Raw genomic sequence first — 25,750 nt, 5'->3', positions numbered from 1 at the left:
GAGTTTTTCATCAATGTAGAACAATACAAGGTTATGACAAAAAATGGTTCTTGGAGGTATCATGAAGAAGATTATATTTATTGTATTGTTAATATTATTAACTGCATGTACAAATAATGTTAACAACACAAATAATGATTTAATAGAAAACGAGGGTGTTGAAAAAGAATCAAAAAAAAATTCAATTGAAGGTGCTGAAATTGACAGAACAGGTATCTTATCAGGTGAAATAATTACTGATGGGATTTACGGAAAGTCAGGTAAATATTTCTTGTACTTTATTCCCGACAAGGAAACAAGGGAAATTATTTATCAGGATCACCCCTTGGAAATTGGTGAAAGTGTACCGTTAGAATTCGAAGATTTATCATTGATCAAAGATTTACCTAAAGAATTAGGAATATATAAAGTTGAAATCGATGCTGATTTTTCCGTTAATAAGTGGGCAGCTAAATTGAAGTCCATCAAATTGACTGATGATATAGGAACTGTTGAATATGAAGGCAAGACATATGAAACAAATGATCTGGATGAGAATGTACAGCCAAAAGACAGTGTGTGCGGATTAATAGTTGAAAACGTCAGAAGGTTTGATGGTGGGGGCGTAATAATTTTTTTTGCGGGTGAAATTGAAAGCGGAGGCTATTACAATGTATATCCCGGAGGAGATGTGTTCCAATATAACAAAGTAGGCAAAATAATAGCAGAAAAAGAATATAAAAAGAATTTTCCTACATACAAAGGAAAGGGTAATAATTTTTCTGTTTGGTTTACTGAAACCAATGAATTATATGAGGAGCTTGCAAATTTTTCAGCTATTGGAAGAGGAAAATTTAAATCATCAAATTATTATCTAGTTTACAATTACGGTATAGGTGCAGGCCCTGGGGAAATTCTCTCTGAAATTGTATCATTGGATGAAAATTACAAGGGATTGTTTGAATATAACGAAAATGAAATAAGAATAATGGGATTTGATGATGATTATTTAATTGCAGTTGAAAATAAAATAGATGGGCTAGAAGTAGCTGAAAGCACGTACTATTTTGTGGCACTGGGAGAATTTTCAAAGATTAAAATAGCTTCTTCTGATGGTGAATCAGGATACATGTTTGAAAAGTCCAATGAAGATAAGTCAAATAAAAATTATACTGATTTTAAAATGACAAACCAACCATATGGCAATTCAAGTAATCCGCAAAGGTCTCACACCATAGGGTACAGGTATTTTAATAATGACATTAGCAGCAGTGGAAAAGACTATTTGACTAAAGACGTGAATTATGGAACTTTTAAATACGGGGACAATAAAGTTGAGGTATATGAGGGAGATGCATTTTTAGGAATGGTGGCTGAAGATATTTCGGTAGTATACCGCTGTACAGAAGACTTTCCGGAAGAACTAGAAAGAATAAGGATAAAATTCACAGGAGAAACCACTCTTACCGGAAAATTAAATGTCAGTGTGGATGATGAATTTGGATACCAAGTATATTTTGTTGCTGATTCAGAAAGTGCAAGTAAACTTCCTCACCACATGAAGGATACAAGAGACGGCTCAGGATTTAGGTTTTCTAACGAAAACATCAAGGAAATTTTAGGCGAAGAGCCATTCAGCAAAGAGTGCGAAATAACAATAAACGATTATAATATACACTATGCTGCCACAGAAGCTTCTAATACGGCCGAACTAGTTTCAGTTAAGTATAATGACTAAATTCTGGGGACGGACCTTTAGAAATTAAAGGTCTGACCTCGAAATGTTTTTATAAGGGGGAGCATATGAAGAAAAATAATGCAATAGTAATAATTGTCTTAGTATCGTTATTGCTGCCGATAACATCTGCCTGTATCAATGTGAAAACATCAAATGACAGGATAGACAGCAATGATTTCAAGGTTGTGGGATATTATTCAGGAGATTTGTTCAATGAACCCGTTGAGAAGATTCAGACAGAAAAACTGACTCATATAATGTATTCTTTTGTTATTCCCAAAACAGATGGAACACTGCATGAACTGAAAAACCCGGAGCAGCTGAAGGAATTAGTAGAAAAGGCCCACAAAGATGGAACAAAAGTTTTCATTTCATTGGGGGGATGGTCCTATGAAGGTAATATGCTGGAGCCTGTATTTAAGGAATTAGCTTCAACAGACGTAAAAAGGGAAATATTCATAGAAAACGTATGTGCAATGGTTGACGAATACAATCTTGACGGAGTCGAACTGGATTGGGAACACCCAAATAAGGGCACAGCAGACATTTATGAAAAACTTGTTATAGAATTAAGCGATGCACTGAATTTGAAAGGTAAAGAATTGACGGCAGCCCTTAACGGCTCGTGGTATGAAGACTGGGCGGCTGAGGACACCAGTGTTATTACTGAAAGATGTCTTGAAAGATTCAGTTTTATTAATGTAATGGCTTATGATATGAACAATGCGGATCACAGCCCCATATGGTTTTTCGAAAATTCTATTTCCTATTGGCTCAACAGAGGGCTTCCTCATGAAAAGATCATAATGGGAATTCCGCTTTATGCAAAACCAAGCTGGAAGCAGTACAGGCACCTCGTAGCTGAAAACCCTGAATATGCCTTCACGGATTATGCTCCTACTACGCCTCTTGAGTCCTATTACAACGGCATCAATACATTAAGAGAAAAAACAGTAATTGCACTTAACAGAGCCGGAGGATTAATGCTGTTTGATGTAAACGAAGATACAAACGACCAATACAGCATCGTGTCAATGATACATGATATGCTTAAAAGAACTGAGAAGCTCACAAAAGAAGAGTTAGGTAATTATGTCACTGTTGTAATAGATAATAGAGAACTTGTTTTTAATGAAGAAGAAGGTTATGGAGTTCCGTATATTGATAATCGTGGAAGATTGATGGTTCCAATAAGAAAATCACTGGAAGCTATCGGAGCGGAAGTTAGCTATGACAGCAAAAAACAGATAATTACAGCAAAAAAATCCGATGAAGTCATAAACGTCCCCGTGGGCAAAAAGTATATGGAAGTAAACGGTCAAAATGTAAAGCTGGATACTTCTTCGGTTGTCAATGACAACAGGACATACATTCCTGTAAGAGCTGTTTTTAATGCATTGGGTTATGAAGTCCAATGGCATGATAATAGTAATACAGCAATATTAATTAAATGAAACTGAAAAAGGTGCGGGTAAAAACATTTTGCCCTGTGTTTTAAGCAAACAGCAGACAGACAAATAGAGTAAATGTATTCAGCAAAATTAGTCAATCCCCTCAATTAAATAATTATAATTATGAATGTTGAGGGGATTTTAATGAATGGATTTGTGTCAATGTAGTAGCACAAATCCATTCATTATTTTTGTATATAGCGGGATTATGCCTAAAAATTTAAATTAAGCAAAGTAAAAATATGTTTTAAAAAAACAATAAATGATATATAATGAACAATGGAAATTTTATACATTAAATATTTTAACACGTAACTAAAAATAAATTTCTTTTTTGGGCGGAGATTATGAAATATTACTTAAGGTACATGTATATACTTCTAATAATTGTTATGATTTGCACTACTATTTTTATTGTAACCAATAATGATGTTGAACTAAAAACGGTACAAGCTGATAAAGGTAAGATTGACTTAAACGAATGGGATGAATCAACACTTCTCAAATTAACAGGTGAATGGCAATATTATGATGGCTTGATGATAAAGGATATTGAAAATTCAACATCTGAAGAATATGTTGATGTGCCCCATATATTTAAAAAAAGTGAAAACATGGGCAATAACCCTTACGGAACAGCAACTTATAAATTAAGAATTTCAGGATTAAACAAGGACGTACATTACAGTATACAAATTATAAGCATAACAAGTGCTTACAGACTTATTGCCAATGGAAATGAAGTTTTAAAAGCCGGTCGAGTGGGATATACCCAAGAGGAACATGAGCCGGAAATGAAGAAAAAGCTTGGATATTTCAGACCTGACGAAGAAGGTAATGTTGAGTTATTAATTGAAATATCAAATTATTCATATAATTACGGAGGGTTTTGGAGAAATGCTCTGTTAGGGGACGAAAATATGATGTACAAATATTCCTCTCAACAGGAACGTCAACAAATATTTCTATTTTCTTCTTTGCTGACATTAGGTTTGTTTTTCCTAGGATTATATTCTATAAACGGAAGTTTTAAACCGCTTTTATATTTTTCTTTTATATGTCTTTTGACATCTATCAGAGTGCTGCTGACAAATTATAAACTATTTTATGATTTTATATATAATTTATCCTGGGAAGCAGGAACAAGGATGGAGTTTCTTACCGGTTATCTTATGTTGCCATTATTCGGCATGTTTTTTAATTCGTTGAAATATGCAACGCCAAATAAGTATGTCCATAGTGCATGTAAATTGTTTATAGCTATAAGCATATTTATAACCATTTTTACTGTTAATGAAATTTATGCTAATCTCCTCCAACCATACATTTGGTTATGTGTAGCAAGCTTTCCTTACTTTGGCTATGTGTTGGTTGAAGGTTTAAAAAGAAAGATGGCAGGAGTCAAAATCATTATAGTTGGTATTGCATCTGTAATAATATGCATGCTGGCAGATTCGTTTATGAACATAGGTTATGATATATTGCCAATCGGGATATTCTTTTTATTAATAAGCTATTCGGTTGTTGTAATTGAAAATTTAGTTCAAATAATACAACAAAATTATTATTTGGAAGAGGTAGTTACAACAGATTCGCTTACAGGTTTATATAATAGATACTATTTAAACAGACTTATAAAAAAAGGATATAAGGTAGAAGAGGGGAAACGCCTTTATGTATTGTTTTTTGATTTGGATAAATTTAAATATATTAATGATGTATACGGACACAGTGTGGGTGATGAAATTTTGAAAGAAAGTGCTAAAAGATTAAGGGAAAGCTTTCATCGTGAAACAGATGTTTTGTGCCGTTATGGAGGAGATGAATTTGTAGCATTTGTCAGCGTAAAGGACAATGACAGAAATATAGAAGGCATAATACAAAGAATTAAGAAAAGTTTTTCAGAGCCTTTTTTGGTGGGAAAAAATAATTTTTTAATCACTGTAAGCATTGGAGTTTCTGAGTTTCATAACGGGGATGATATGGAAAAAACCATACATAGGAGTGATTATGCCATGTATGCAGAAAAACAAAGCCATTTAAAGGCAGTGTTTGACAGTAGTTCAATTTAAACAAGCACCAGAATTTCAAACAGAAAGATATAGGCAATTTTTGTTACTAAAGATGCTGCAGGGGTGAAGTTTAAATTAAACCTCAGCCCCTTTTTTATTATTTGTTCTTCTTTGCCATAGGGTCGGAGATCATCTCATAACCTCCCATGCTTGTTATTGTTATTAAAATAGCATTTAGTATCATCATTATAATATCTTGTGCCTTATCGCCTGTATTAGCAAAAAAGAAAGTCAGAATTAATGATATTATAAAACTGTAAATTCTTACAAATGAATCTCCTAGTTTATTTTTAATTATAGATTTAGTAAACTGTACGATTAGCATAGTAGCGCCTGTGATACCTGCAAAGGTTGTAAGTACATCAGCGGTCATAAAGTCATTAAACATTTAATCACTCCCTAAATTATAGTATTAGTAAATTCTATGCTTGTTTTATAGTTTAAGAATTAGATTTGCTTCTTGGGCTTTTAAATTATTAGAGCTAAAAAGAAATATGATAATATTTAATCACAAATTACCGTCTTTATTTATGGTATAATGACAAAGTTAAAGCTAAATGGGTGCTGTATGAAATATATATGCTGAAGGAAGCGGCATTGGTTTGGCATATAGGCCTGTCCTTATAATCTATTAATGATGGCAGTGAATTAGTTTACCATTGATACAACAAAACAGGAGGATACGAAAATGAAAAATACATTTATATGTTATTCAAAATGAACTACGTGCAAAAAAGCCAAGTCTTGGCTGGAAGAAAATAATATTGAGTTTGAGGAAAGACCCATTAAGGAAGATAATCCCAATGAAATTGAACTAAGGCAATGGATAGAGAAAAGCGGATATCCCTTAAAAAAGTTTTTCAATACAAGCGGTACACTGTACAAGGATTTGAATATTAAGGAAAAGTTGAATGATATGTCCGAAGAGGAGCAAATTAAGCTTTTGGCAACAGATGGTATGCTTGTAAAAAGGCCTATATTTGTTGGAGAAGATATAGTGCTTGTTGGATTCAAAGAAGACGATTGGAAGACAAAATTGTCATGATACTAATTAAAGGACATAACTGATATTATCTTGCTTGAGAAAAAGTATCACAAGGATTCAATCAGTGAGCGTATTGTGTGGTTAATAAACGGCAACATCAAGGTTTATTTTTTAGTATTAATAATAGACGAGGAGTATTTTTATGCATTTTGTTGGTATAGATATTGGTTCTACTGCAGCTAAAGTAATTGTAATTTCAGAAGAAAAGAGGGAAATTGTGCACCATTTGGTTATGCCCACTGGATGGAGCAGCAAGGAGACTGCAGCAAACATACAAGATTGGTTAAAAGAACGAAACATTACTTCAGACAATTCCCATATTACAGCCACAGGCTACGGTAGAGTTTCAGTACCCTATGCTCATAAGGTAATAACTGAAATAACATGCCATGGAAAAGGTGCTTATTATTTAAATGGAGGAGATTGTACAGTAATAGACATTGGAGGGCAGGACACCAAGATAATTTATGTTAAGAACGGAATGGTTTCAAATTTTATTATGAATGATAAATGTTCTGCTGGGACAGGCCGTTTTTTAGAAATAATGGCTAACACATTAGGAGTTAATCTTAAAGAAATATTTGATCTGGCAGAGGGAGGGAAAGAAGTATCTATAAGCTCAATGTGTACTGTTTTTGCAGAATCTGAGGTTATAAGTTTAATTGGAAACGGCAGACCTAAAGAAGATATAGCATGGGGTGTTGTCAATTCCATTGTTAACAAAGTCTATACTTTAAGTACCAAATTGAATTCTGAAAGTGATACTTTCTTTTTAACAGGAGGATTTTGTGATAGTTTATATATGATTGAACAATTGAGTAAAAAACTTAAAAAAAATGTTGGCTCAAATCACATGGCACGTTTTGCCGGTGCTATTGGTGCGGCACTTTCAAAATAAGCAGGGATGAATATGAATAGTAATTTGTTAAATCAATTAGATGAATTTAAAAATCAGAGGCATGAAGCTTTTGTTTCAGCGTTTGAATTGAAAAGTGAAGGAAAGAAAATAGCAGGAGTCTATGGAGAAAATGTTCCGAGAGAAATACTCTGGGCATTAGATATTATCCCCATAAATATATATGGAATCGACGGGTCTAACATTGAGGCAGCAGAGAAATTTATTGATAAAAAAAGCTGCTCACTGTTAAAAGCTAGCTATGGTTACATATTAACTGACAGGTGTCCCTTTTCTCATTTCGCTGACATAATAATAGGCACAAATTATTGCTTTGATAAAGAATGCATGATTAATAAATTAGAAAATATAAAACAAGTTTATATAATAAAAGAACATAAAAATGCGGCTGATCTTGTATCAGAATATAAAGATTTCATATATTATCTTCAGCAAAAGTATAGTATAGATAAGTTTGATGAAGATAAATTTGTCAAAATAGTAAAGAATACAAATAATATAAGTAAACTGGTTCATGAAATCACAGATATTTACATGAAGCACCCCTATATTATGGGAAGCAATGATTTATTAAACATTATTTATGGCAGCCAGTTTATTTTTGATTTGGACGAACGTTTATACAAGCTTCAACAGCTGAAAGAAGCTCTAGATATGGCATTGTTTGAACATCCTGTCACTTTTAACAAAGGCAGTATATTAATAACCGGAGTACCATTGGGAGGCCTTAATGATGGAATTATAAAACCTCTTTCATCTTTAAATATATCTGTTTTGACATTATCCCGCTGTGAGGGTGAAAATTATAAAATTGTGGATGATTTTGAGGACTTGTATTTTAGTTTGGCGCAAAAGTATATAGCTGTTAATAGTCAAGAGAATTTAAACCGCATTATTTCTAAATATAATATAGTAGCTATTGTGAATTTGAAAATTCAAGGATGTGAAGTTCAATCGGAAGAATATAGTGCTTTAGGTATTCCTTATCTTCCTGTAAATATTGATTACAATTGTGATTATGAAAAAATTGCAATGAAGATTAAATCTTTTATTAATAAGCTGTAAAGTCAACGCTATATAATAAAATATTTTTATTGAAAGTTAATTTTGCATAAGTTTATGTTTCTTGTACTTTTAACGTTTTTCCACTATAATTGATTGAGATTGTTAATTAAATAATTATGTGGAGGGCTTACAATGCCAGATTACAGAGAAATGTGGAAAGAGTTAGGTATGAATTTAGACTTGCATGACCAATTATGCGAAGTATTACCTGTGGCATTTGGTGATGTATATTTAACTCAGGACAACCGCCCTGATTCAATGGACTATTATAATTTTGTAGTATCAGAAATTCACGGAGTTCGTCCAGCAGAGCTTATTGAACATCAGAAAAAAGGCGGAAAGGTTTTTGGGACGTTTTGTGTTTACGTTCCTGATGAAATCGTTTTTGCAGCAGGTGCTATTGCAACAGGATTATGCGGCGGTTCTCAGTTTTGGGTTCCTGGAGGAGAAAAGGTTCTGCCTACAAGTACATGTCCTCTGATTAAAGCTTCAGTTGGAGCAAGACTTGATAAAACTTGTCCGTTTTTCAGGATTGCAGATATGTATGTTGGAGAAACAACCTGTGACGGAAAGAAAAAGGCGTGGGAAATACTTGCAGAAGACGTTCCTGTACATGTAATGGATTTACCTCAAATGAAACGTCCAAAAGATATTGCTGCTTGGGCAGATGAAATAAAAATATTTTTAGAAAAGGTAGAGGTATTTACAGGAAATAAGGTAACTTATGAAAGCTTGGCTAATGCAATTAGATTAATTAATGATAAGAGACGAGCTTTAGCACGACTATATTCATATAGAAAAAATGAAAACCTTCCAATAAGCGGTAAAGATATTTTGCTAATATCTCAGATTGCATTTTATGATGATCCGACACGTTTTACTTCAATGACAAACAAACTTTGCGATGAATTAGAAGAAAGAGTGAAAAATAATGTGAGCGTATTTCCGGCTGGGACAAAGAGAATTATGCTTACAGGTACACCACTGGCTATTCCAAATTGGAAGCTGCACCATATAATAGAAACAAGCGGAGCTGCTGTCGTAGTTGAAGAAATGTGTACCGGCACAAGATATTTCGAAAATTTAGTAGATGAAACAAAGACTACTCTTAATGAACAAATAGATGTTTTGTCAAATAGATATATGGGCATTAATTGTGCATGCTTTACACCAAATGAAGGTAGAATAAAGGATATACTTCGTTTAGCTGAAGAATACCAAGTTGATGGTATCATTGATGTTAATTTGAAATTCTGCAACCTGTATGATACAGAGGGCTATAAAGTAGAAAGAGCTATAAAAGAAGCTGGTATTCCTGTTCTTGGAATTGAAACTGATTATACAGACCAGGACGCAGAACAATTGAGAACACGTATTGGCGCTTTTGTGGAAATGCTAGGAACCAAACAATTTGCTTAAATAGGAGAATACCGATGACAGAAAAAGAATATTACATAATTTTCCCCAATGTAGAAAATGGGTTAAGATTGAATGAGCTTCTAAAAGCTGAAAAGATTTCTGTCACAATTGCTCCTACACCTCGAGAAGCGACTAAATGCTGTGGCATATCACTGTTAATAAAAAATGTAAATGATATACCAATCATAAAAAAATGTATTGCTGATAATAAGATAGATATAATTAATATTTTTGAAACAGTAAATAAAAAAGATCCAATGCGAAATAAGTTTTGCTAGGATAAATAAAAATGGGGACAAGATGGACAGAGTATACTGTCACTGAAATAATCTTGTCCCCTTGATTTATAATATTTTCTTTACTATCTTTGAATTTTGTTTTTAACCCTGATGCTAATCAACAGTTTTGTATCACTTAATATTTTAGAGTTTGTCTCATCAATCATTAGCCAGCGCGTTCCGTTAAGGGATCCTGATGATTTGTAAAGTTCCTGAATATATTCCTCCAGGGTTGGAAGCAATAGCTCTACTTCAACAATTTCTTTTCTGCCTACACAAACCAGACATGTAAAATAATTTTTGTTAGGATACAATGTGCAGATGGACCTGCCTCCCTTTTTGTATTTGACATTCCATCCTGGCGCAAAGGAGCATGTGCTGTGTTCTATATGTGGTTTTACTGAGTAGGTGCTCTCAATAAATTCCGTCAATTCTCTCCAAAGTGGATTATCAATGTACTCACTTATTTCATTTGCTGAAGGTTTTTTGTCAATTGTAAAAATATCATTCCAATTCATAACAATCACTATCCTTTAGTTTTTTTTTTATAATCAAGAATTGAATTTTATATGTCAATACCAAAATATCCCTATTTTGATGTGTTGTCAACAAATAATTATTTTATTTTGATATAACTTTATCCTTTGTGGAAAAAGAGGCCGCGATCGGATAGCATCTTTATTTTGTAAAAATAAAAGGTGTTTCTTCTGGTGTTTTTATCCTATTCAGGTATAATATTAATATAAATTATGTGGGATTGGAAGTGGTGTTTTGATATTGGAAACAAAAAGATTATACTTGCGCCAGATGAAGCAGTCAGATTTATCGGCATTGTCTAAAATATTGCAGGATCCTGAAGTTATGTATGCCTATGAGCACGCATTTGATGATGTTGAAGTACAGGATTGGCTGAATAGGCAACTTGCCCGATATAAAGAAGACGGATTTGGTTTGTGGGCGGTAATTTTAAAATCAACTGATGAAATGATTGGCCAATGCGGACTCACCATGCAGAAGTACAACAACATTCAAGTGCTTGAGGTGGGATATCTTTTTCAAAAAGAATTCTGGCATAAGGGATTTGCCAGTGAAGCTGCAATTGCCTGCAAGGAATATGCGTTTGAAAATTTAAATGCAGATGAGGTGTATTCAATTATTCGTGACACCAACATTGCATCACAAAATGTAGCAGGGCGTAATGGTATGACTTTAAAGGACAGATTCATTAAACATTATTACAGCATTGATATGCCGCATTTGGTTTTCTCCGTAAAGCGTGTCAAATGAGAAATATCACTAAGGAAAAAGGTTAATAAATTAAGAAAGCGGGTAGTGCTGTAGAACTACAGTCACTGAGCATATAAATTTAATATATATTCCCTGATATCCAATTGGTGTTATGTTTAAATAAAGTAAACATATAATGTTACATAGACTAATTGGGGGGATGTTATGGCAAACAGGACTTTAATTGTTACAGTGTCATTAATGATGCAGCTTTCTTTTAATGCTGTTCAGGATGTTGATGCCAATATTTACAATGATGCCGGCAGCGGCTTAAACTATAGCACAGATGTTGACTTAATTCAAAGTCAGCAGACTGATATTACAGAATCTGTAACAGACGATCTGATCTTAACAGATGAAAGCTATCAGAATCCGGAAGTTGAAATACCAGAAGAAGAAATTAATCGGGAAAACACAAGAGAAATTGACCCGAACAAGCCAATGATAGCTTTAACCTACGATGACGGTCCGTCAAAGTATACTTTGGAGATTCTCAATTTGTTGAAGGAAAATAATTCGGCAGCAACATTCTTTGTTTTAGGTTCACAGGTGGAAAAATATGAGGAAGCCGTCATTCAGATTATTGAAGATGGATATCAGATTGGAAATCACAGCTATGACCACAAGAGGCTTACAGCATTAAATGACGAAGAATTGTATGACGAGATAAACAAGACAGATAAATTGATTTATGAATCAGCATTGTACAGGACTTCTGTCATGAGGCCTCCATATGGTTCGACAAGCGAAGCTTTATCAGAAAAGATTCAAAAACCCATCATCAAGTGGTCAATAGATACCAGAGACTGGGAAAGCAGAAATGCAGAAGCTATAACAGAAATAATACTTAAAAATGTCAAGGACGGAGACATAATACTTATGCACGACTTATATGAATCTTCGCTGGAAGCTTCAAAAGTAGTGATACCGGAGCTCATTAGAAGAGGCTTCCAGCTTGTTACCATAAGCGAGTTGTCGGAAAACAGGGAAGTTACTTTAAAAGCAGGGCAGTCATATTACCATATGTATAAATGATTTTACAGCACGAAAAATATCGATCCATCATATCCATCATAAAGATGGATTTTTTTTAATTCAATCTTACCGGAACATCTGCCAAATATTCTGCTTCAATGGAACAGATTGCAGCATCTATTCGTCTAACATACATATGTTTCCAGGTATGGAAACAGTATTTTAGCGGTTTTGGACAGTCAGCTATCATCGCAATGGAGGGACGATGCAAAAAATAAATAATATTTCAATACTAAAATATGGGTTAACAGCTGTGCTTATATCTTTCGTCATAAGTATGTTTGTTTATATGCAGTTTAGGCTAGATGAAGCAGTGTTTTTAAAGCACTACTATGATATGGAAATTAACTCCAACACAAATATGGACATTCATGTTATAACAAATTCTATTGACACAAGACGAATTGATGAAATTATTTTTCCGCAGATGCCTGATGGTTTTGCTTATGTTATGATTGGCAACATAAATTTTCAATTCAACAACAGATATTACAGGACTGAAAAGTTTGCTCACTATAGCTACAATATAATATCTCTGGAGCTGAATCCCATAAACCTAAACACAAATGAAGACGGTGAGGAAACGGTAGTGCTGGATAAGGCTGTCATTAGATACGATAACAATGATATTCAGGAAGTAGATATCGGTAAAATTGTGCTGCGCAAGAATGTCAGACGGACTGAGTCGCTGCAGTCGACATTAGTGAGTTCATCAAATGACAACACATCAACTTCCGTTTTCATATCAAATGATAATTTCGTCATAAACAGTATCGCTTCATATCTGGATGAAGAAGTTAAGGGCATACTGAAACTGTCGCTAAATGGTACGGATACTGATGAGATAGATTATCCCATACATGTTACATCCGATGATTCGTTGACCTTCGACAGCCAATTTAGATTCGATATGAAGGATGCTCGGAGATACAATGCATATGACGTCCAAAAAAGAATATCATTGACAGATTCTGAAGGAAATCAGGAAAGCATGCGCATTCTTAATCTGAACTATCGACCAACAGAAGCATTTTTGAATGAAAAGGACATAATCGCATATTTAAGTGAAACAGGGGTGAGATAGTGGAACAAATTGAAAATGGCTATGAAAAAATATTCTGGGGTTTTCTAATCTCAATGTTTGATATAAATTTGGGACCCGTAAACATTTTGCCGGACTTTATAGGATATTTCATGCTTGGTACCGGCATCTGTAAGATATATAAGGAATTTGAAAGCAAGGACTTAAAAACTGCCGATTCCATATCTAACTTTTTGGTGTTTTACTCGCTGGTCATGCCTGTCCTGAATTATGGCTTTTCCAATAACCTGATTGGCACGGATTTGAATTCACATCCGGTTAAGATACTTATAGATTCGGGATTATCAATTTTTATAAGTTCTATAATATTAATAATGATATTTTACATAATTTCAGGTTCAATCGCATTGTTCATAAAAAGAGAACAGAACAGTGAAGCAGGACAATTGGAAAAAATACAAAGAAAATATACGATGCTGTTCATGTCAGGGATGATCCTTGAAGCTGTTGCCTTAAACATTTCAAACGAATATTACGTTATGGTCTTGAAAATATATATGTTATTGGTCATGCTTTATTTCCCAAAAATAATAAGCAATATCAAGAAAACAATTATTGCTGTATAAAGAATATATAACAGAAAATCATGCATTATTGATGTATTTCCCATTCAAGTATGGCCTTAGATGCAAGCACCTTTAAGAAATTAAATCCTGAATGAATTTGAGAAAATGTAACAGAATATAATGACCCGGACAATTGATTCAAATAAGGCTCAGAACAGTGGAAATTTGGCTTGAGTAAAGCTTAATTAATACCGCAAAAGGAGTAGAAAATGAAAGACAGAAATATGAAAATAAACATTGAAAAATATGAAAAACCGGATATGGGGGAAATCGAAAAAAAGCTTTCAAAAAAACAATATGATGTGACTCAAAAGAATTTCACAGAGCCTCCATTTCAAAATGAATACTGGGATAATAAGGAGAAAGGAATATATGTTGATGTTGTAACGGGAATGCCTTTGTTCGTATCTTCCGACAAATATGATTCGGGGTGCGGATGGCCCAGCTTTACTAAACCGATAGATATAAATACAATTGTTTACAAAAGAGATACTACGCATGGAATGGAGAGGACAGAAGTGAGAAGCAAAAATGCAGAATCTCATCTTGGTCATGTTTTCTCAGATGGTCCCATGGAAGAGGGCGGTTTAAGATACTGCATAAACAGTGCATCCCTAAAATTCATACCGCTGTCCAAGATGGAAGAAAAAGGCTATGGCGAATATATAGAACTCGTAAATGAAAAAGACAAGTAATTGCCTTATAATGTAAAGGTGCTAATCTAATGTGAGATTAGCACTTTTTTGTCCTGAACAATGAATGGATAGTTAAGCACCAAATTATAAACTACCGGAAATTCTTTTTCAGCAAAGAGATAAAATTCCATACAAATAAAATAATTAAAACATAATTTTGTCATAAAGCTTCTTTATATTAAGAGTATAAAATAAATCTAAAATTTAAGGAGGTCATTAAAATGACAAATATGAAAAAATTAGCAGTACTTGGAGCAGTGGTATTAACAGTAGGAGCAACTTCTGTAACAGCATTTGCAGCATCAGCACTTACACCGGCAGAAGTGGCAGCACAGGTTACAGGAAGAACAGTTGAGCAAGTTACAGAGGAAAAATTCCAGAACGGAATTACTTATGGCGTTGTAGCTAAGAACTACGATTCATTGGAAGAATTCCAGGCGGCAATGCTGGAAAACAAGATAGCGATTCTCAATGAAAGAGTTGCAGAAGGAACAATCACTCAGGAAGAAGCCGATGAGATAATCGAAGCTTTAAAAGCAAATCAGGCAGTCTGTGACGGAACGGGTGAAGCCAGAATAGGCCAGAGCCTCGGAGCAGCATTTGGCGGTATGATGGGCAATGGCCAGGGGCAAGGATTTGGAGCTAACGGTCAGGGCAGAGGATTTGGAGGTCAGGGCGGAAACGGATTAGGAAACGGTCTTGGACTTAGAGACGGATCCTGTTTGGTACAGTAATAAGTAAAAATAATCAGCGGCTGTGGAATTTCACAGCCGCTGATTTATTGGAATAATAATTTAATCAGAAAGTCTGTCTACATCTAAAACGTTTGTGCTTTCTAAACCACTGATAACAGAAATATCAGGTATCATGACATTTCCATCCAATCAATTTTCATCAAGTGAGAAAATTTTTGCCTAAGAGGCAAAAATATGATATAATGTTAACGATTGCAAAATTACAAGAAAAATTGAACAAAATTGTGAAAGGATCTACAGTATCTATTAATGCTGACTGAGTAAGACAAATTACTAAATTAAATAAAAGGTGTAAAAATGCCAGATTATAAAATAGATGATGAGGTTTATAAGTTAATTGTAGAACAGTTAGACGGTGCCGTTGTTACAGATAAGGACGGCAGATATGTTTATGTAACCAAATCCTGGGAGGATTACTTTGGAATAACCTTGGAAAAGGTGAAAGGCAAATATGTCAGAGACGTTGTACCTACAACCAGGATTCATGAGGCACTGGAAAATAAACGTTCTATAATAGGTTATCCGATTCCTTTAAAGGCTAAAGATAATCATCAAAGCTTCTGCAATTATATACCTATTATAAAAAATGATGAGGTTGTGGCTGGTTTTATATACATCATATTCAACAATGAGAAAAAAGCAGTTGAATTTGCTAATATGCTCAACAAGATGACTGACGAATTAAACTATTATCAGCAAGAGCTGAGAAACTTAAGGAAGTCTAAATATAATATCGATGATATTATTGGAGAAAGTGATGCGGTTGCTAAATTGAGAAGTCAAATAAGAAGAGCAGCTAAATCAACTTCAAATGTATTGATAGAAGGTGAAACGGGAGTAGGAAAAGAATTGGTTGCCCATTCGATTCATGATTTAAGCAATAGATCCATGAAACCCCTTATAAAAGTTAATTGCGCTGCAATACCTTCCGAATTATTTGAGTCTGAACTTTTTGGATATGAGCATGGCGCCTTTACCGGAGCAAAAAAAGAAGGAAAGCAAGGAAAATTTGAACTGGCCAAGGGTGGAAGTTTGTTTCTGGATGAGATTAACCAGCTTTCAGTTGTTGCTCAGCCTAAACTCTTACGGGTTTTGCAGGAAAAGGAAATAGAAAAAATCGGGGGCAAGGGCAGCACACCTATAGATGTGAGGCTGATAGTTGCAACTAATTCGCCATTGGAAAAAATGGTGAAGGATAGAAAATTTAGAGATGATTTATATTACAGATTAAATGTAATAAGCATAAGAATACCTTCATTGAGAGAAAGAAAAGGAGATATTCCATTATTGGTCAATAATATTATTGATAAGCTTAATTTTCAATTAGGACTGAACGTTAAAGGTGTTGAAACCGAAGTGCTGGATAAGTTCATGGAATATGATTGGCCAGGAAACATAAGGGAGCTTCAGAATGTTATTGAACGTGGAATGAATATTGCTTTAACAGGAAGTTTGACCTGGAACAACTTTGAGGAATATTTTCACAATAAACTGTCCAGATTTAAGGTTTGCAGCAATAACAAAGCTATTCTGCCTCTAAAACAGGCTAAGGGAGATATCGAAAAAGAAATTATCATCGAAAGCCTTAAGAAGAATAATAACAACAGGGCTCAATCTGCTAAAGATCTAGGTATTTCAAGGACAATGCTTTATAAGAAAATAAAGCATTACAACATAAATTAAACTTTTATTTACGTTAATAAAAGTTTACACTTTCGTAAAGATGTTTAAATTAAAACAAAAATATGGCATAAAATGGGAAAGTGTAAATATTTGTTTGCATACAACAATTAAAAGCTGTGGCCGGATTAAAATCCGGCTCAGCTTTATTTTTATTACAGGTATTGAAATCATAATGAAATTTATTATCAATGATCAGTTAACAGCCTTGTTATCTGATTGGCACTAATTTTGCTTAATATATTATTGTTAAACGAATTATTGTATCTTGGAGGCAGAAATGAAAATTGTTGATTTAAGCATTACATTGGAAGATGGACTACCCAGCGATCCGCCTGTACAAATTCCGGTCATTGATTACAAAAACCACAAGGATACTGCAGCGGAAATGGCAGCATATTTCGGAGATGCTACAACAGATGATTTACCGGAAGGTAATGGATGGGCAATTGAATTTATCAAACTGACAACTCATTCGGGAACACATATTGATGCGCCATATCATTACTACCCTACTATGAATGGCGGCGAAAGAGCATGGACAATTGATGAAGTTCCACTGGATTGGTTTTACGGGCCGGCAGTTGTGGTGGATTTCAGAGACAGGGAAGATGGCTATAAAGTAGAAATTAAAGATTTTGAAGAGTATTTCAACAAGATTAATTATACTTTAAAGCCCGGTGATATTGTCTTGGTAAATACAGGAGCCAGCAAGGATTGGGGAACAAAAAAATATCTGACATCCGGCTGCGGTATGTCCAAGGAAGCCACACTTTGGCTGGTAAATCAGGGGATAAGAGTTGTAGGAACGGATGCATGGAGTTGGGATAGGCCGCTTCCTTTTATCGGAAAAGAGTTTAATGAAACACATAATAAGGACATAATCTGGGAAGCTCACAGAGCAGGTGCTGAAAAAGCATATTGTCATATTGAAAAGTTAACTAATCTGGAGTCACTGCCAATAACCGGCAGCAAATTCTTCTGTTTTCCGTTTAAAATTAAGGCAGCCAGTGCAGGCTGGATACGTGCTGTAGCATTTGTGGAAGATTAATTATTATTTATAAGGTTTTTAGGTTTTCCTTACAAAAACCTAAAAAATTATAGGAGGGTTTATAATGGTCAATATTATTTTTGGTATTTATTCAGTAATATTTGTTGCACTATTGATTGGCGCCGGCTTTATAGCAAAAAAATGGGTATCCGACTCTGACGATTTTATTATAGCCGGAAGAGAAATTAGCACTCCGATTAATACGCTAGCTGTTGTAGCCATAGGCTTTGCAGGTACCAGCATCACCCTGGCACCGGGCTTTTCTGTTCTCTATGGTGTAAGGGGAGGCATTATATGGGGAGTAATATATTCCATAGCCGGATTAATGGTATATGCCAACATATTTTCGAGCTTTATCAGAAGAAGCGGGGCTCAGACTCTTCCGGAGTATTTTGAAACAAGATACAACGGTAAGGTACGTGGCCTCATAGCTGTAACATCAGTAATAGGTATGTGCGGAATTCTAGCTAATAATGTAGTTTCATTGTCATCAATAGTATCAGGTTACACAGGATGGCCTATCACAATAATCACAGGTGCAGCATTTTTAGTAATTTTGATATTTGCAACCATGAGCGGTATGTGGGCAACCACCATAACAGACTTCATCCAGGTTTCGATAGGTACGATTGCTGTTCCGGTTTTCCTTGGAATTTTAGTTAATAAGTATGGAGGATTCGAATTTTTTGAAAGCTGGAAAGGTGGAAATTGGGTAAATACCGGATTGGCAGGAGCTACTATGCCAATGCTTACACTTAAATATCCAAGTGCTCTGACCTTTGCAATTTTGTTTGGTACAGCACTGGTATGGGGAAACAATTATTACTGGATAAAGATGGCTTCTTGCAGAAATGAAGGCGTTGCTAAAAAGTCTTATACAATTGGATCAATCTATCTGATAATTGTGTTCATGATTCCGTTATCTTTAATAGGAATTTATGCTGGAACCGTTATGCCTGAAGTATTTGCATTGGCAGGAGGAAAAGTAGCTCACACAGCAGCTTATGGTGTTATTGCAAAAGTTATCCCGCCGGCGTTGGGTTCGTTGTTTATAGTTGGTGCATGTGCCGCAGCATTATCTACAGCTTCCACCTCAGCAATGGGAGCTACATCAACAGCCACCCGAGATATTTACAAAAGAATGATAAATAAGGATGCTTCACCTACCGCTACATTAAAAGCCAGTAAAGTCTCCATGACATTGATCATTGCAGCAACCTGGGTTATGACATTCTTCCCGGGCGGCCCTACATACTTGTTTGCTTTTGCCAATGCATGGCTGACACCACCTGCTGTGCTGCTTTTGCTTGGAGCATTCTGGCCTAGATTTAATGCAAAAGGAGCTTACTGGGGCGTACTTTCAGGAATGGTTACAATGGTAGCTCTAACAGTGCTGGAATTGACTAAAATTTTCGTTATTGGTCAATGGACGCACATGGCTATTGTAGGATTTTTGGTATCTTTAGTAGTTGGAGTCTGTGCAGCACTCTCTTCACCTGCAAATTATTACGGTAAGGCTGATTGGAATATCAAAGCAGGTAACAGCAATAGGATAGATGTTAAACTGGATGAATTTGACTTGAAAGTATTGTCTATGATTAGAAACGGACATCAGTACTTAGCCGATATAAGCGATGGCCTCAGTGTTGATGCTAAAATTTCCAATTTATCAATAGAAAGGTTAGACCAAGGCGGTTATATAGAAAGAGCTGGTCTTAAGGGAAGTAAGTTCTTTACATACAATATTACAGAGAAAGCTGACGCTGTATTGCCAAAATTAGACGAAACAGACAGCAAACTTTTAGAAGACTATCTAAACACAAAATATTTGAAATTCATTGAAATGGCGAAAAATAATCCTGAAAAAATCGGCTTGTTCGCAAAAGAATTCAATATGGGTTCACTTCAAATGTCAAGCATGATTTCACATTTGACCAGAAGAGGATATATCAAGGAAACAGGAATGTTCAAGAGGCAAGTAGAAATAACCGACAAAGGAAATTCAATACTGCAAAAATATGCAGCATTGGGAGGTAATGTTTAATGAGCAAAATTATTATAACAGTAGCTCCAACGGGAGCCTGGCCAAAAAAGGAACAAAACCCAAATGTTCCGATGACTCCTGTTGAAATAGCAGAAGATGTTTTTAAGTGCTATAAAGCCGGTGCTTCAATTGCTCATCTTCATATGAGGGATGATGATGGAAATGGAACAATGAGTAAAGAGAAGTTTGAGGAAACAGTGGCCTTAATTAAAGAAAAATGTGATATAGTTTTAAACCTGACTACTTCAGGAGATTTAAATGCTACAGATGAAACGAGGCAAGAGCACTTAAAAGCTATAAGGCCTGAAATGGCATCCTATGATTGCGGTACTATGAACTGGATGCATAACAGTGTGTTTATGAATCATCCCAGATTTTTGGAGTCACTCGGCATGACAATGCAGGAATATGGTGTAAAACCAGAAATTGAAATTTTCGATTTGGGTATGATTTATAACTCCTTGTATTATCTGAAAAAAGGAATTTTGAAAGCCCCTCTTCACTATCAATTTGTATTGGGTGCTGCAGGTGGTGCGGCAGGAACGGTAGATAATTTATTGTTTATGAAAAATCTAATACCTGAAGGGTCAACCTGGTCGGCATTTGGTATAGGGAAGAGTCATGTGCCTATAATGCTGGCTGCAATAGCACTAGGTGGACATATAAGAGTAGGATTAGAAGATAATTTATACTTTGGTCATGGTGTATTGGCAACAAATGAGCAGCTGGTTGTGAGAGCATCCAATTTAGTGTGTGAATCTGGAAATGAAGTGGCTTCGCCTGATGAAGCCAGACAGATATTGGGCTTAGCTAGGTAAAAAGGAAGGAGATTCTCCTTCCTTTTCTAAGAAAAGAATGGTTCTTAAAAATAAAAGACACACATTTGTTTCTGGAGGAAGATATGAGTAAAAGTGTAGTAATTGTAAGTGCGGCAAGAACACCAATTGGGTCTTTTATGGGAGCTTTTTCCGAACTAAAGGCTCAGACATTGGGAGCTATAGCCATGAGTGAAGCTATAAAGAGAGCTGGCATAGAAACTTCAATAATTGATGAAGTCATAATGGGAAACATTGTTGGTGCAGATCCACGAGGAAATCCTGCAAGAGAAGCGCTTTTAGAAGCAGAAATTCCAATATCTGTTCCGGCTTTTACTGTTAATAAAAACTGTGCTTCAAGTGTAAAGAGCGTCACTCTTGCAGCAGCCCTGATTAAAGCAGGTGAATCCGATATAATCCTTGCGGGAGGAATGGAAAACATGACCAAAGTCCCGTATATATTAAGAAATGCAAGAAAAGGGTTTCGTATGGGAGAACAAAAAGTTGAGGATTTACTGATACTGCTGCTGGAAGGAATGGGATTAACTGCAGAGAGATTAGCAGAAAAATATGGTATCAGCAGAGATGAACAGGATGAATTTGCTTTGCGTAGTCAGTTGAAAGCATCAATGGCTCAAGAAAATGGCTTTTTTGAAGATGAAATAGTACCAGTAGAAGTAAGAAGCAAAAAAGGAAGCATTATTGTTACTAAGGATGAAGGCATAAAATCAAATACTAATTTAGAAGTGCTGTCTAAACTAAAGCCTGCCTTTAAAAACGGGGGCACTGTTACTGCGGGAAACTCTTCAACCATAAATGATGCAGGTGCAGCTCTTCTTCTTATGAGCGAAGCTAAGGCCAGAGAACTTGGATTAAAACCTTTAGTAAAAATATTAGGATGGGCTTCTGCAGGCTGTGAACCTGATATAATGGGCATTGGGCCTGTACCGGCAACCAAACTTCTGATGAACAAAATCGGAATGAAGATTTCTGACATAGATTTGATAGAACTGAATGAAGCTTTTGCGGTACAAAGTCTTGCAGTGATCAAGGAATTAGATTTGGATATCGAAAAGGTTAATGTTAATGGGGGAGCTATCGCACTTGGGCATCCGACAGGGGCTACCGGCTCAATTCTTATAACAAAATTAATTTACGAAATGAAAAGAAGAGCATCACAAACCGGTATGGTTACATTGTGTATCGGTGGGGGACAGGGAATGTCCCTGGTTTTAGAAAATGTGTAGATTCACATATACAGAGTTCTTTAACTTTATTGGTTGCTGTATTTTGTGATTAGAAATAGAATAACATATAGTTATCATATCGAATAAGCATAAATTCTAAACTCTTATTAATTATTGTTGTTTAATGGTTTAGTAAATGATATGCTTATTTTTGTGAGGAAATATTTAACATTGGAGGTACTATGAAATTCAAAAGCCCTTTATTGGTTGTAAACGATATCGAAGAATCAAAAAAGTTCTACAAAGAAGTTCTGGGGTTAAGAGTCATCATGGATATTGGAGCTAATGTCACCCTAACCGGCGGTGTTGCTCTGCAGACAAAGGAAAGCTGGAAAAGATTCATAAATAAAAATGACAGTGAAATAGCCTTTAGAGGCAATGATGCTGAATTGTACTTTGAAGAGGATGACTTTGACAGCTTTATAGAAAAATTAAATGCTCTTAGCTGCATTGAGTATGTTCATCCTGTAATGGAGCATTCATGGGGACAAAGAGTGGTGCGTTTCTATGATTTGGACAAACATATTATCGAAGTCGGAGAAAATATGAAAGTTGTATGCAAGCGTTTTTTGACCAGCGGACTTTCTGTGGAAGAAACGGCAATTAGAATGGATGTTCCGGTAAAGTATGTTCATCAATGTGTAAAATGATGCGTCAAAGTACTAGATTAAAAGCTATAAACAACTATAGCATAGTAAAATTCAATTAATAATTTCAGGAGAATATCATGACAGCAGCAAAAAAACTAAGAGAAATGCTATCTCAGAATAAAATAATTGTGGCTCCAGGCGCATATGATGCGTGGTCTGCAAAGTTAATCTCAAAATCAGGCTTCCAGGCAGTTTATATGACGGGTTACGGTGTATCTGCAAGTGTGTTGGGAAAACCGGATATTGGATTAATCACGTTGACCGAAATGGTGGCAGCTGCAAAAAACATAGTTGATGCAGCAGGAGACACACCTGTTATAGCAGATGCAGACAACGGTTATGGCGGTAATCTTAATGTAATGCGCACAGTGCAGGAATATGAGCGTGCCGGAGTTGCTGCCATACAGCTTGAAGACCAAGTCACGCCAAAAAGATGCGGGCATATGGAAGGAAAAGAAATAATATCCAAAGAAGAAATGGTTGCAAAGATTAAAGCAGCTGTATCCGCAAGGAAAGATCCTGACCTTTGCATAATTGCCAGAACTGATGCAAGAGCAGTCAATGGTTTTGAAGATGCGCTTGAAAGAGCAAAGATCTATGAAGAGGCGGGTGCTGACATCATATTTATTGAAGCGCCGCAGTCTGTGGATGAAATGAAAAAAGTTGCTCAATGCATAAAGTCACCTCTTCTTGCCAACATGGTTGAAAAGGGTAAGACTCCAATGCTTAAAAACAATGAACTTGAAAACATTGGATATAAAATAGCCATTTATCCCGTATCTCCTTTGTACGCTGCCACTAAGGCAGTTATTGACATCCTAAGCAGCATGAAAGAAAATGACACATCCTTGTCTTCATTGGATAAGATTGTTGATTTTCCGACGTTCAACAGCATGATTGATCTGCAGGAGCTGCGCGAATTGGAAAAGTCGTTCTTATAAGTCGGAAAAACAGTAAGCGTCCATATACTCACAGACCTTTAGAATATAAAACCTACATAAATAACACTCAAGCGATCAATCCTTTGAGTGTTATTTATCCTTTTTATTATTTATTTGCTCCTGAGCGGCAGCTGTTAATATTGTCTGGCCTACATTATTAATGAATTTTCCAAGTATTATTTGATCTTTTGCATCGATGCTGTCTATAAGCAAAATACCGATCAAAGATGACAAAAGTATAAACTGCTTTGGAGGCAGTGAAGTAATACATGAAACCAACGCCTTATATGTATTGTTTGATGCATTGTTTTCTCCTACTGTTTCTGAGGTATCATCAATACCTAAAGTTCTAATTATATCATCAAAGCCCATATTTTCTTTATTCATATAACCATTCCTTTTAAAAGTTTACTATATTAATATATGCCATAATTCATTTGTGGTTCAGCGATGACCCTAAAGTTAAAATATACAGCGTAGCATAAGCAGGTAGCCATTTTAAAAGACAGACATAAAAATTTCAAAGGCCATGGTTATGAGATGATAAACATGGCTTTTTAATACTATATATTTCTGAAATATGGCTGTATTTAATATTGTCAAAGAGATACAAAAGTTGTAGTATATAAAGAAAAGTTAAAAGGAGGGGTTTTATGGAAATAAGATTTTCTGATAGGGCAAATGGTTTAAAAGCTTCTGAAATAAGAGAACTGCTTAAACTGACTGAAATGCCCGAAATAATTTCCTTTGCAGGCGGTCTTCCGGCCAAGGAATTATTTCCGATAGAAAAGATAAAAGAAGTAATTTCAGAAGTTATGGATAAGGATGGTGCTGCAGCACTGCAGTACGGCCCTACGGAGGGATACAGGCCTCTCAGGGAAATAGTCGCGACAGAGAGAATGTCAACTGCACACATGAATCTTACTGCCGATGATGTGATCATAACCACAGGTTCTCAGCAGGGACTTGAGTTTTCAGCAAAGCTGTTTCTGAATAGGGGTGACGTTGTAATTTGCGAAAGTCCCAGTTATCTTGGAGCCATAAATGCATTCAAGGCTTACGAACCAAAATTTGTTGAAGTTGAAATGGATGAGCATGGCATGATAATGTCAGAGCTTGAAAAGGCTCTGAAGGAAAATCCTGAAGCAAAAATGATTTATACAATTCCTGATTTTCAAAATCCAACAGGCATAACACTCTCCGATGACAGAAGAAAAAGAATTGCTGAATTAGCTTCAGAGTACAAGATTCCTGTAATAGAGGACAATCCCTATGGAGAACTCATATATGAAGGAGAAGTTCATCCTGCAATAAAGAGTTTTGATAAGGAAGGTTGGGTTGTGTTTCTAGGCACTTTCTCAAAAACCTTCACTCCAGGTCTGAGGCTGGGATGGATATGCGCTTCACCTGAAATACTAAATAAATACGTGCTTATAAAGCAAGGAGCCGATCTGCAGTCAAGTTCACTGGACCAGAGGATTGCTGCAGTATTCATGCAGAAGTATGATTTAAACGAACACATAGAAAAAATCAGGGATGTTTATGGAAAACGCAGAACACTGATGCTTGAAAGCATGGACAAGTATTTTCCTGAAGAAGTGAAGCATACAAATCCCTACGGCGGACTCTTTACGTGGGTTGAGCTGAGAGAGGATCTTGATGCTGCAGCTATAATGGAAGAATGCATAAAAGAAAATGTTGCTTACGTTCCGGGAGGAAGCTTCTTCCCAAACAGCGCCAGAAAGAACTTTTTCAGAGTGAATTATTCATGTATGCCTGATGAAAAAATAGTTGAAGGTATAAAAAGATTGGGAAAAGTTTTAAAAAGGTACTATTAGTGTTCATAAAATGATTTTAACATATGAGATCCTTCGCTAACGCTCAGGATGACAGGAATGCACTAAATACAGCATCCTGTT

The 25,750-nt window shown here is 35.5% G+C and carries 24 protein-coding genes and 1 pseudogene; 22 read left to right on the top strand and 3 right to left on the bottom strand.

The features are described 5' to 3' along the window. Positions 1-61 precede the first annotated feature (61 nt). The 3 genes from AAGU76_RS04635 (at position 62) to AAGU76_RS04625 (ending at position 5,240) form a co-directional block, all read left to right on the top strand. Complete coding sequence (locus AAGU76_RS04635; RefSeq protein WP_342484270.1) at positions 62-1,717, top strand: hypothetical protein; 1,656 nt, start codon at positions 62-64, stop codon at positions 1,715-1,717. Positions 1,718-1,782: 65 nt separating this feature from the next. Then, positions 1,783-3,171 carry a glycosyl hydrolase family 18 protein gene (locus tag AAGU76_RS04630; protein ID WP_342484269.1) on the top strand — a complete coding sequence of 463 codons (1,389 nt, stop codon included), beginning with the start codon at positions 1,783-1,785 and terminating at the stop codon, positions 3,169-3,171. A 344-nt stretch (positions 3,172-3,515) separates the two neighbouring features. Then, a complete protein-coding gene (locus AAGU76_RS04625; RefSeq protein WP_342484268.1) occupies positions 3,516-5,240 on the top strand; it encodes a diguanylate cyclase in 1,725 nt (574 codons plus the stop codon). Positions 5,241-5,337: 97 nt separating this feature from the next. Here AAGU76_RS04625 and AAGU76_RS04620 read toward each other — a convergent pair whose 3' ends face one another. Further along, positions 5,338-5,628 carry a hypothetical protein gene (locus AAGU76_RS04620; RefSeq protein ID WP_342484267.1) on the bottom strand — a complete coding sequence of 97 codons (291 nt, stop codon included), beginning with the start codon at positions 5,626-5,628 and terminating at the stop codon, positions 5,338-5,340. 300 nt (positions 5,629-5,928) lie between these two features. Here AAGU76_RS04620 and AAGU76_RS04615 point away from each other — a divergent pair, with 300 nt between their 5' ends. The 5 genes from AAGU76_RS04615 (at position 5,929) to AAGU76_RS04595 (ending at position 9,963) form a co-directional block, all read left to right on the top strand. Further along, a complete protein-coding gene (locus tag AAGU76_RS04615) occupies positions 5,929-6,285 on the top strand; it encodes an arsenate reductase family protein (RefSeq protein ID WP_342484266.1) in 357 nt (118 codons plus the stop codon). Between the two features lie 142 nt (positions 6,286-6,427). Continuing rightward, the gene (locus AAGU76_RS04610) at positions 6,428-7,183 is read left to right on the top strand and encodes an acyl-CoA dehydratase activase (RefSeq protein WP_342484265.1); all 756 of its coding nucleotides are present in this window, start codon (positions 6,428-6,430) and stop codon (positions 7,181-7,183) included. A gap of 12 nt (positions 7,184-7,195) precedes the next feature. Then, a complete protein-coding gene (locus AAGU76_RS04605) occupies positions 7,196-8,266 on the top strand; it encodes a 2-hydroxyacyl-CoA dehydratase family protein (RefSeq protein WP_342484264.1) in 1,071 nt (356 codons plus the stop codon). 132 nt (positions 8,267-8,398) lie between these two features. Then, positions 8,399-9,685: a double-cubane-cluster-containing anaerobic reductase gene (locus AAGU76_RS04600; protein ID WP_342484263.1), complete on the top strand. Its 1,287-nt coding sequence runs from the start codon at positions 8,399-8,401 to the stop codon at positions 9,683-9,685. 14 nt (positions 9,686-9,699) lie between these two features. Beyond that, positions 9,700-9,963, top strand: coding sequence for a DUF3343 domain-containing protein (locus AAGU76_RS04595; protein WP_342484262.1), 264 nt, complete (start codon positions 9,700-9,702; stop codon positions 9,961-9,963). Between the two features lie 83 nt (positions 9,964-10,046). On the opposite strand, the gene AAGU76_RS04590 is transcribed toward AAGU76_RS04595, so the two are convergent. Next, complete coding sequence (locus tag AAGU76_RS04590; RefSeq protein ID WP_342484261.1) at positions 10,047-10,481, bottom strand: DUF3788 domain-containing protein; 435 nt, start codon at positions 10,479-10,481, stop codon at positions 10,047-10,049. A 253-nt stretch (positions 10,482-10,734) separates the two neighbouring features. Between AAGU76_RS04590 and AAGU76_RS04585 the strand changes: the two genes are divergently transcribed. The 13 genes and pseudogenes from AAGU76_RS04585 to AAGU76_RS04525 all read left to right on the top strand — a co-directional run bounded on the left by AAGU76_RS04585 (position 10,735) and on the right by AAGU76_RS04525 (position 23,831). Continuing rightward, positions 10,735-11,250: a GNAT family N-acetyltransferase gene (locus AAGU76_RS04585; protein WP_342484260.1), complete on the top strand. Its 516-nt coding sequence runs from the start codon at positions 10,735-10,737 to the stop codon at positions 11,248-11,250. A gap of 165 nt (positions 11,251-11,415) precedes the next feature. Further along, positions 11,416-12,285: a polysaccharide deacetylase family protein gene (locus AAGU76_RS04580; RefSeq protein WP_342484259.1), complete on the top strand. Its 870-nt coding sequence runs from the start codon at positions 11,416-11,418 to the stop codon at positions 12,283-12,285. A gap of 205 nt (positions 12,286-12,490) precedes the next feature. Then, positions 12,491-13,369 carry a hypothetical protein gene (locus AAGU76_RS04575; RefSeq protein ID WP_342484258.1) on the top strand — a complete coding sequence of 293 codons (879 nt, stop codon included), beginning with the start codon at positions 12,491-12,493 and terminating at the stop codon, positions 13,367-13,369. Further along, the gene (locus AAGU76_RS04570; protein WP_342484257.1) at positions 13,369-13,953 is read left to right on the top strand and encodes a hypothetical protein; all 585 of its coding nucleotides are present in this window, start codon (positions 13,369-13,371) and stop codon (positions 13,951-13,953) included. Before AAGU76_RS04575 ends, AAGU76_RS04570 begins: the two co-directional genes overlap by 1 nt. Positions 13,954-14,198: 245 nt before the next feature. Continuing rightward, a pseudogene (gene msrB, locus AAGU76_RS04565) lies at positions 14,199-14,648 on the top strand (peptide-methionine (R)-S-oxide reductase MsrB); the annotation flags it as partial. Between the two features lie 221 nt (positions 14,649-14,869). After that, a complete protein-coding gene (locus AAGU76_RS04560) occupies positions 14,870-15,382 on the top strand; it encodes a hypothetical protein (RefSeq protein WP_342484256.1) in 513 nt (170 codons plus the stop codon). 318 nt (positions 15,383-15,700) lie between these two features. Beyond that, positions 15,701-17,086, top strand: coding sequence for a sigma 54-interacting transcriptional regulator (locus tag AAGU76_RS04555; RefSeq protein ID WP_342484255.1), 1,386 nt, complete (start codon positions 15,701-15,703; stop codon positions 17,084-17,086). A 277-nt stretch (positions 17,087-17,363) separates the two neighbouring features. Beyond that, positions 17,364-18,134 carry a cyclase family protein gene (locus AAGU76_RS04550; protein WP_342484254.1) on the top strand — a complete coding sequence of 257 codons (771 nt, stop codon included), beginning with the start codon at positions 17,364-17,366 and terminating at the stop codon, positions 18,132-18,134. Positions 18,135-18,198: 64 nt separating this feature from the next. Further along, the gene (locus AAGU76_RS04545) at positions 18,199-20,178 is read left to right on the top strand and encodes a sodium:solute symporter family protein (RefSeq protein ID WP_342484253.1); all 1,980 of its coding nucleotides are present in this window, start codon (positions 18,199-18,201) and stop codon (positions 20,176-20,178) included. After that, entirely contained in the window at positions 20,178-20,996 is an 819-nt protein-coding gene (locus AAGU76_RS04540; RefSeq protein ID WP_342484252.1) for a 3-keto-5-aminohexanoate cleavage protein, read from the top strand. Before AAGU76_RS04545 ends, AAGU76_RS04540 begins: the two co-directional genes overlap by 1 nt. An 83-nt stretch (positions 20,997-21,079) precedes the next feature. Next, positions 21,080-22,240, top strand: a complete 1,161-nt coding sequence (locus AAGU76_RS04535; protein ID WP_342484251.1) for a thiolase family protein — start codon at positions 21,080-21,082, stop codon at positions 22,238-22,240. A gap of 182 nt (positions 22,241-22,422) precedes the next feature. Then, on the top strand, positions 22,423-22,890 hold the full coding sequence (locus AAGU76_RS04530) for a VOC family protein (RefSeq protein ID WP_342484250.1): 468 nt from the start codon (positions 22,423-22,425) through the stop codon (positions 22,888-22,890). 77 nt (positions 22,891-22,967) lie between these two features. After that, positions 22,968-23,831 (top strand): isocitrate lyase/PEP mutase family protein, encoded by an 864-nt coding sequence (locus tag AAGU76_RS04525; RefSeq protein ID WP_342484249.1) that lies wholly within the window; start codon positions 22,968-22,970, stop codon positions 23,829-23,831. Between the two features lie 90 nt (positions 23,832-23,921). On the opposite strand, the gene AAGU76_RS04520 is transcribed toward AAGU76_RS04525, so the two are convergent. After that, positions 23,922-24,218 (bottom strand): hypothetical protein, encoded by a 297-nt coding sequence (locus AAGU76_RS04520; protein ID WP_342484248.1) that lies wholly within the window; start codon positions 24,216-24,218, stop codon positions 23,922-23,924. A gap of 266 nt (positions 24,219-24,484) precedes the next feature. Here AAGU76_RS04520 and AAGU76_RS04515 point away from each other — a divergent pair, with 266 nt between their 5' ends. Beyond that, positions 24,485-25,669: a PLP-dependent aminotransferase family protein gene (locus tag AAGU76_RS04515; RefSeq protein WP_342484247.1), complete on the top strand. Its 1,185-nt coding sequence runs from the start codon at positions 24,485-24,487 to the stop codon at positions 25,667-25,669. Positions 25,670-25,750 lie beyond the last annotated feature (81 nt).

This window comes from Sedimentibacter sp. (genome assembly GCF_038562225.1).
In the GTDB taxonomy this organism is placed as follows: domain Bacteria; phylum Bacillota; class Clostridia; order Tissierellales; family Sedimentibacteraceae; genus Sedimentibacter.
This window is presented reverse-complemented; position numbering and strand designations above follow the sequence as displayed.

Coding starts and splice junctions, on each gene's coding strand:
- AAGU76_RS04545 (WP_342484253.1), top strand. CDS start 18,199: ATGGTCAATATTATTTTTGGTATTTATTCAGTAATATTTGTTGCACTA.
- AAGU76_RS04605 (WP_342484264.1), top strand. CDS start 7,196: ATGAATAGTAATTTGTTAAATCAATTAGATGAATTTAAAAATCAGAGG.
- AAGU76_RS04625 (WP_342484268.1), top strand. CDS start 3,516: ATGAAATATTACTTAAGGTACATGTATATACTTCTAATAATTGTTATG.
- AAGU76_RS04530 (WP_342484250.1), top strand. CDS start 22,423: ATGAAATTCAAAAGCCCTTTATTGGTTGTAAACGATATCGAAGAATCA.
- AAGU76_RS04600 (WP_342484263.1), top strand. CDS start 8,399: ATGCCAGATTACAGAGAAATGTGGAAAGAGTTAGGTATGAATTTAGAC.
- AAGU76_RS04540 (WP_342484252.1), top strand. CDS start 20,178: ATGAGCAAAATTATTATAACAGTAGCTCCAACGGGAGCCTGGCCAAAA.
- AAGU76_RS04535 (WP_342484251.1), top strand. CDS start 21,080: ATGAGTAAAAGTGTAGTAATTGTAAGTGCGGCAAGAACACCAATTGGG.
- AAGU76_RS04580 (WP_342484259.1), top strand. CDS start 11,416: ATGGCAAACAGGACTTTAATTGTTACAGTGTCATTAATGATGCAGCTT.
- AAGU76_RS04515 (WP_342484247.1), top strand. CDS start 24,485: ATGGAAATAAGATTTTCTGATAGGGCAAATGGTTTAAAAGCTTCTGAA.
- AAGU76_RS04525 (WP_342484249.1), top strand. CDS start 22,968: ATGACAGCAGCAAAAAAACTAAGAGAAATGCTATCTCAGAATAAAATA.
- AAGU76_RS04610 (WP_342484265.1), top strand. CDS start 6,428: ATGCATTTTGTTGGTATAGATATTGGTTCTACTGCAGCTAAAGTAATT.
- AAGU76_RS04590 (WP_342484261.1), bottom strand. CDS start 10,481: ATGAATTGGAATGATATTTTTACAATTGACAAAAAACCTTCAGCAAAT.
- AAGU76_RS04520 (WP_342484248.1), bottom strand. CDS start 24,218: ATGAATAAAGAAAATATGGGCTTTGATGATATAATTAGAACTTTAGGT.
- AAGU76_RS04595 (WP_342484262.1), top strand. CDS start 9,700: ATGACAGAAAAAGAATATTACATAATTTTCCCCAATGTAGAAAATGGG.
- AAGU76_RS04555 (WP_342484255.1), top strand. CDS start 15,701: ATGCCAGATTATAAAATAGATGATGAGGTTTATAAGTTAATTGTAGAA.
- AAGU76_RS04635 (WP_342484270.1), top strand. CDS start 62: ATGAAGAAGATTATATTTATTGTATTGTTAATATTATTAACTGCATGT.
- AAGU76_RS04560 (WP_342484256.1), top strand. CDS start 14,870: ATGACAAATATGAAAAAATTAGCAGTACTTGGAGCAGTGGTATTAACA.
- AAGU76_RS04630 (WP_342484269.1), top strand. CDS start 1,783: ATGAAGAAAAATAATGCAATAGTAATAATTGTCTTAGTATCGTTATTG.
- AAGU76_RS04575 (WP_342484258.1), top strand. CDS start 12,491: ATGCAAAAAATAAATAATATTTCAATACTAAAATATGGGTTAACAGCT.
- AAGU76_RS04620 (WP_342484267.1), bottom strand. CDS start 5,628: ATGTTTAATGACTTTATGACCGCTGATGTACTTACAACCTTTGCAGGT.
- AAGU76_RS04550 (WP_342484254.1), top strand. CDS start 17,364: ATGAAAATTGTTGATTTAAGCATTACATTGGAAGATGGACTACCCAGC.